Below are 6467 nucleotides of genomic sequence, written 5' to 3'. Positions count from 1 at the left end.
GGTCGATCCCCGCCTGTACCAGGGCCCTGGCCACCTCCGGGATCCAGCCTTCTGCAGAAACATGGCTCTTCAGGTGCACCTGCCAGCGAGGGGGATCGGATCCCAGGGCCTGCAAGCTCACCACCTCCACCTGGGGCAGGTTCTGCAGGGCCGCTCGGATGGCCGTTTCCTCAGGAGCGCCCACCACCAGCTTCGCCTGCTGCCGATCCTGAAGCTGGGCCGTCAGCTCAGCGGGCGTGCCAATGGCCGCCACCTGGCCGCGGTTGATGATCACCACCCGGTCGCAGGTCATGCTCACCTCCGGCAGGATGTGGGTGGAGAGGATGATGGTGTGCTCTCCTGCCAGGCTCTTGATGAGGTTGCGCACCTCGATAATTTGCTTGGGATCCAGCCCAATCGTGGGCTCGTCCAGGATGATCACCGGCGGGTCGTGCACCAGGGCCTGGGCCAGGCCCACCCGCTGCTTGTACCCCTTGGAGAGCTTGCGGATCAAGGTGTGGCGCTTGTCTTCCAGGCTGCAGCGGCGGATCACCTCGTCCACCCGTCGCGGCCGATCCCCGGCGCTGACCCGTTTGATCTGGGCGACAAAGTCCAGGTAGCTCTCCACCGTCATGTCCGGGTAGAGGGGCGGGTTTTCTGGCAGGTAGCCGATGCGCTGCCGCACCGCCATAGGGTTTTCATGCACATCGAACCCGGCCACCCGCGCCGTCCCCTCGCTGGCAGGCAAATAGCCAGCCAAAATGCGCATAGAAGTGGTTTTGCCGGCGCCGTTGGGCCCCAGAAACCCCATGATCTCGCCGGCGTTGACCTGGAAAGAGATGTCGCGGATGGCCGTAAAGCTGCCGTAGGTTTTGCTCAGATGTTCCACTTCGATGGCAGCCTTGGTTGCAGGAGCAGTGGATAAACCTGTCATCGGCGGCTCCTAACCTAGAGGGTCAGCGGGAGTTGGCCAACAGCCCAAGTCCGGAGATGGGAAAGCGCGCAGCCCTTCTCTTGTGAAATAGGCGGAGGTTGAGAGCAACAGAGGCAGCAGCGCCGAGGCCATCAGCAAACTTAGCACAGCAGCGGCAGGGATCCGCAAACACAGCCAGCTCCTTCCCCCCTTTGGTGGGGACTCAAGGTACCAAGGATCCCCACTCCTCCAGCCCCAAGACCCGGCTCTCCCCTGGGCGGGCCGGCACCACCTCGCCAATGGGAAAGGCTTCGGGGAGCAGGGATCTCAGCCGATTTTCCGCCTCAGGAGGGATCACCAGCACATAGCCTACCCCCAGGTTGAAGGTGTTGAACATCTCCAAGGTCTCCACTTGGCCTTGCTCCTGCAGCCAGAGAAACTCCGGTGGGATGGGCCAACTGTGGGGCTCTAGCCGCGCCGCCTGCTCCGGAGCCAAACAGCGGGGCAAGTTTTCTGGGATGCCGCCGCCGGTGATGTGGGCCATGCCGTGGAGGGGGATCCCTGCTGCCTGCAGCCGCTGCACTGCCTGGACATAGATGCGGGTGGGAGTGAGAAAGACCTCCGCCAAAGGCCGATCCCAGCCAGGGGGTTGGTGATCCCAAGGCCAGCCCCGCTCGGCCACAATGCGCCGCACCAGGCTAAAGCCGTTGCTGTGCAACCCGCTGCTGGGCAAGGCCCACAACCGATCCCCAAGCTGCACCCGCGAGCTGTCGAGAACGTCTGCCCTCTCGACGATCCCGACGCAAAAACCCGCCAGGTCGTACTTGCCGGGCGGGTAAAACCCCGGCATCTCTGCCGTCTCCCCCCCCAGGAGTTGGCAGCCGGCCTCCTGGCAGCCCTCCAAGATGCCGTCGATCACCTGCCAAAGCGCTTCCGGCTCCAGCTTGCCGGTGGCAATGTAGTCCAGGAAAAACAGCGGCCTGGCCCCCACCGTCAGCACATCGTTGACACACATGGCCACCAGGTCGATGCCCACGCCGCGGTGCTGCCCCCACTGCTGGGCGATCTCCAGCTTGGTGCCCACTCCATCAGTGCCGGCAACCAGAACCGGGGCCCGGTAGCCCGCCGGTAGCTCCAACAAGCCGGCAAAGCCGCCAATGCCGCCCAAGGTTCCTGAAGAACCTGAAGACTGAGCTTGAGAGCCTTCAACGCGCTCCCGGATCCCCTTGACAAAAGCGCGTCCGAGTTCAATGTCAACCCCTGCTGAGCGGTAGTCCAAGATGCCGAAAATCCTTATGCTGACGGGACTTGGGCTTTTGCCCTTGGCCGGGCAAGCTTGTCAACTTCGAAACCTATGGTACATTAACTTCTGTTTTACTGTCGCATTGGACGTTGTACAGGAGTTTCGAGAGGAGCGCGGCCTCATGCGAAATTGGAAGCGGCTTGGACAGGGACTGGCTCCCGCCCGCCAAGTGGGCTTGGTCGGCTGTCTCTGTGTTACGGCCTTCAGCTTGCCGGCAGGTATGTTGGGCAGCCCAACCTCGCGGGCGCAAGCCTCAACTCGCAGCGGCTCCCCTAGTGCCAGAGCAACCCAGCTATCCCCCAAAACCCACTCCCTCTCCCCGGCAACTGACCTTGTCTCTCCCCCCCAACCCAACGCTCCCCCGCCAGCCAAACTCGGCACCTTGAACCCCCAACACTCGCAGTCTCTTTCCCTGGCTCGCCGGGCAATCCCTTCTCGGCCAATGGAAGAGCCCATCCTCAAGATCGGCGAACAGCAGCAGTCGTCCAGCCAGCCTGTCTCCACCCTCTACGACTACCAGATGGACGGGCGGCAGGTGGTCACCGTCTACGTTCGGGATCTCCCCGTTGTCAGCTTTGTCGAGCAGCCCGGGTTGGAGTCGCCGCTGCTGCGGGCCAGCTCCCTCGTGGCCCGGCTCAACCAAATGGCCCAGGGATCCCTGAAGGACACGACCATTACTCTGGCTTGGGCAGAGCCCCAATCCGGGGATCCCCTCTACGCGGTTCGGGTAAACGACGAGGAATTGCTGCGCATCGACGAAGGAGTGCTGCTGCTGGATAACCAACGCCCGGTGGATACAGCGGTTTTGGCTGCCAATCGTCTGCGCCGTCTGCTGCTGGATGCCCCTCCTCTTGCCCCTTCGGCCCTGCCCCAGCCGGCCACCCTGACTGCCGCCAAAGCCACCGCTGCCCGCCGATCAGAAACTCAGGCCCAGGCGCAACCGGACTCTGTCCGAGTGGTCGGGCCTGTGCAAGAAGGGATCGCCTCCTGGTATGACCTGCACCCCACCCGCCACGAGATGACAGCTGCCCATCCCACCCTCCCCTTCGGCACCGAGGTGCGGGTAACCAACCTGGACAACGGGCGCCAGGCTGTCGTGCGCATCAACGATCGCGGCCCCTTCATCCCCGGTCGGATCATCGACCTTTCCCTGCGGGCGGCGGAGGCCCTGGGGATGGTGCGCTCGGGGCTGGCGCCGGTGCGCCTGGAAGTCGTGCAGCGCTAGCTAAGGCACGGGCGAAAAGCGCTTGGAATCGGGCGAGTAGTGCCAAGCAATGCCGTCCGGATCCCGGCTGCGGCTCCACTCGGGAAACCCACTCTTGAACTTCCAGTAGGTGATGGCGGAGACCACCACCCCCAGCCGCTCTGCCAACTGAGTTTGGTTGAGGGGGCGCAGCGTCGCCCGCGGCACTGTAATCGCCTCCTCGGCAGCGGCAGGGCTGGGCGGCGGGGCAGGACAGGCCGCCGCTGCGGGGGGCTCGGAGAGGGTAGCCGTAGCTGTGGCTGGCGGCTTCTCCCCTTCTAGCAGGCGACTCCGGCTGGGCTCCTGGGCCCGCAACAAGCTAAACTGGCTCAGCAGGCCGACATTTTCCAGGTTTAGCAAATCTTCCAGGTTAGAAGTCTGATGAATCAGTTCCAGCTCGCGGTGAAACTCTTCCTCCAGCACCCGTAGGTAGTGCTGCCGCTTCTGCTCCGACTCTGCCTCCTTGAGCAATCCTAGGGCAAACTTGAGGTTCGAGAGGGGCTCACTCAGATCTTGCAAGAACTTCTTGAACAAAGTGCCCTTGACCTCTGCAAACTGCTGCAACTGCTGCAGCTTCTGTCGCAGCTCCTCCAGCCTTTTCTCCTCCAGCCTGCGGCTTTCTAGGCTCTGCCGGTGGTTGTGCAAGGCAATTTCGATGGCGGTGTAGAGCTCCCGCTCTTTGAAAGGTTTGATGATGTAGCCAAAAGGCTGTGTCTCCTTAACGCGAGAGAGAGTGTCCTCATCAGCGTAGGCCGTCAGGTGCACCACCGGAATGTTGAAGCGCTCGGCGATCCGCTTGGCGGCTTCAATACCGTCGAGATCCCCTTTCAAAACGATGTCCATCAAGACCAAGTCCACCGACATTTCCTCCAGCCATCGGATCGCTTCTTCGCCAGAGGACGCGATGGCCGGCACCGCATAGCCAAATTTTTTCAGGACGTTGGCGATATCCTTGGCGATGATCTTCTCGTCTTCGACAACCAGAATGCTGCCTTTGGCAAGCATGGGAACTTTCTTCAAGGCTGGCTCCTCGGAAAGGTAATGATGAAAGTGGTACCCGACTTGTTTCTCAATTCTATCTTGCCCTGGAGCTGATCGGTGAGAGTTGCAACCAGTTGTAAACCCAAAGATTGAGTTTCCTTGAAATCGAAGTTGCTGGGCAGGCCAATGCCGTTGTCAGAGACGCGCAACTGAGTATAAGTACGGGTTTGCTTAAAGTGGACGTCGATCTGGCCGCTGCGGCCTTTGGGAAAGGCGTATTTGAGGCTGTTGGTGACCAGCTCGTTGATGATCAGGCCACACAAAACTGCCTCATCGAGGTTGAGGCGGATCCCTTCGGCGCGGATGCTGGCGCGAATGATCTCGGGGTTCACGCCGTAGGAGTGGAAAAGATTAGAAATTAAATTGTGGAGGTACTGCCTCAAATCCACAGCAGCCAGGTTGTTGGACTGGTACAGGCCCTCGTGGATCAAAGACATCGCCTGAATGCGGCTGCCGGCGTCCTTAAAAACGCGGGCATACTTGTGGCTTTTGATTTGATCCGCCTGGAGCCGCAGCAGGCTGGAGATGATTTGCAGGTTATTTTTGACGCGGTGGTGGATCTCCCGCAGCAGAATCTCTTTTTCCTGCAGGGCCGCCTGAATCTGCAGCTCCGCCCGTTTTTCTTCGGTAATGTCTTCAGAGATGCCGATGATGAAGAGGTTTTTGCCTTCGGGATCCCGCACTGCTGAGACTGCCAGGCGACACCAAACCACCTTGCCGCTGCGGTGGATATAGCGTTTTTCCAGGTGGTAGCGATCCCGTTGGCCGTTCAAAACTTCCTGGAAGAGTCGCCAATCTTCCTCGAGGTCGTCCGGGTGGGTGAGGTCGCAGAAGCTCTTGTTGACCAATTCGGCGCCGCTGTAGCCAAGGATCTCTTCCAGGGCGGGGTTCACCTTGAGGTAACGGCCCTGCCTATCGACGATGGAAATGCCCAGGGCCGACTGCTCAAAGATGCCCCGCAAACTCAGCTCGCTTTGGCGAAGGGCTGCCTCGGCTTGCTTGCGCTCGGTAACGTCCAAAATTTGGCTGAGAAAGTAGCTGGGATCCCCTTGGGCGGTGCGCACCAGAGTGATGCGGAGAAGGGCATAGACAATTTGCCCGTTCTTGTGAATGTAGCGTTGCTCCTGTTCGCAGTGGTGCACCTCGCCGGCCAGCAGGCGGTTGGTGCTCTCCAAGGTGACGGCGATGTCGTCGGGATGGGTGATGTCGAGGACGGTTTTCCCCTCGAGATCTTCTAGGGTGTAGCCCAGGGTTTCGGTAAAGGCGGCGTTGATTTGAAAATAGGTGCCATCCAGGTGGGTCATGGCCTTGGCGATGGGGGACCACTCAAAGGATTGGCGGAAGCGTTCTTCGCTTTCTTTGAGGGCCACTTCTGCCTCGACGCGGGCGCTGATGTCGATCACCTGGTTGAGAAACTGGGTGGGCTGGCCGGCTCCATCGGTAAGCAGGGCGGCCTGGAACAGCACATGGACAACTTGGCCGGAACGGTGGATGTAGCGAATCTGCCGCTGGCTGATGGAGACTTTGCGTGTCAAGAGAGCCTCGTTAGCCGCCAGCAGTTGGTTGACATCGTCGGGGTGGAGGATGTCCAGTTGTTGCCGACGCTGCAACTCTTCGGGGGTGTAGCCGACGATCTGGGCAAAGGCCTCGTTGACCTGGATAAATCGCCCCTGCAGATCCACCAGAGCAATGCCGTTGGGAGCCAGCTCAAAGATCTGCCGGAAATGATTGGCGCTCTGTTGCCAGGCTTGCTCTATACGACGACGTTCGGCTTCCAGTTGCTTGGACTCGGTGATGTCTTCGGCGATCCCTGCCACCCGGTAGACCTTGCCCTCTTTGTCGAGGATGGGAAAGGTGCGTTCTCGCAGCCAGAGGAGGCGGCCATCGGGGCGGCAGAGGCGAAAAACCACATCGGTGGGTTGGCCCTGAAGTTGGGCTTGAAAAATGGCGGGGAACAGCCAGCGATCGTCAGGGTGAATGCGGCGCAT

The 6467-nt window shown here is 60.8% G+C and carries 5 protein-coding genes; 1 reads left to right on the top strand and 4 read right to left on the bottom strand.

What is annotated here, in order from left to right:
* Both NW809_RS09935 and purM read right to left on the bottom strand, forming a co-directional pair.
* Positions 1-913, bottom strand: a 913-nt coding sequence (locus NW809_RS09935) for an ABC transporter ATP-binding protein (protein WP_414402041.1), incomplete at its 3' end; no start/stop codon positions are given.
* A gap of 202 nt (positions 914-1115) precedes the next feature.
* Positions 1116-2171, bottom strand: a complete 1056-nt coding sequence (gene purM, locus NW809_RS09930) for a phosphoribosylformylglycinamidine cyclo-ligase (protein WP_011431653.1) — start codon at positions 2169-2171, stop codon at positions 1116-1118.
* A 145-nt stretch (positions 2172-2316) separates the two neighbouring features.
* On the opposite strand from purM, the gene NW809_RS09925 reads away from it, so the two are divergent.
* Positions 2317-3420, top strand: a complete 1104-nt coding sequence (locus tag NW809_RS09925) for a septal ring lytic transglycosylase RlpA family protein (protein WP_099812662.1) — start codon at positions 2317-2319, stop codon at positions 3418-3420.
* Here NW809_RS09925 and NW809_RS09920 read toward each other — a convergent pair whose 3' ends face one another.
* Complete coding sequence (locus tag NW809_RS09920) at positions 3421-4443, bottom strand: response regulator (RefSeq protein ID WP_011431655.1); 1023 nt, start codon at positions 4441-4443, stop codon at positions 3421-3423. It abuts the gene before it with no gap.
* 11 nt (positions 4444-4454) lie between these two features.
* On the bottom strand, positions 4455-6467 hold a 2013-nt coding region (locus tag NW809_RS09915), incomplete at its 5' end, for a PAS domain S-box protein (RefSeq protein ID WP_414402040.1).

The organism is Synechococcus sp. WC101, assembly GCF_047461555.1.
Lineage (GTDB): Bacteria > Cyanobacteriota > Cyanobacteriia > Thermostichales > Thermostichaceae > Thermostichus.
The sequence above is the reverse complement of the archived record's forward strand: the minus strand, read 5'-3'. Positions and strand labels throughout refer to the sequence as shown.

Coding starts and splice junctions, on each gene's coding strand:
- NW809_RS09925 (WP_099812662.1), top strand. CDS start 2,317: ATGCGAAATTGGAAGCGGCTTGGACAGGGACTGGCTCCCGCCCGCCAA.
- NW809_RS09920 (WP_011431655.1), bottom strand. CDS start 4,443: ATGCTTGCCAAAGGCAGCATTCTGGTTGTCGAAGACGAGAAGATCATC.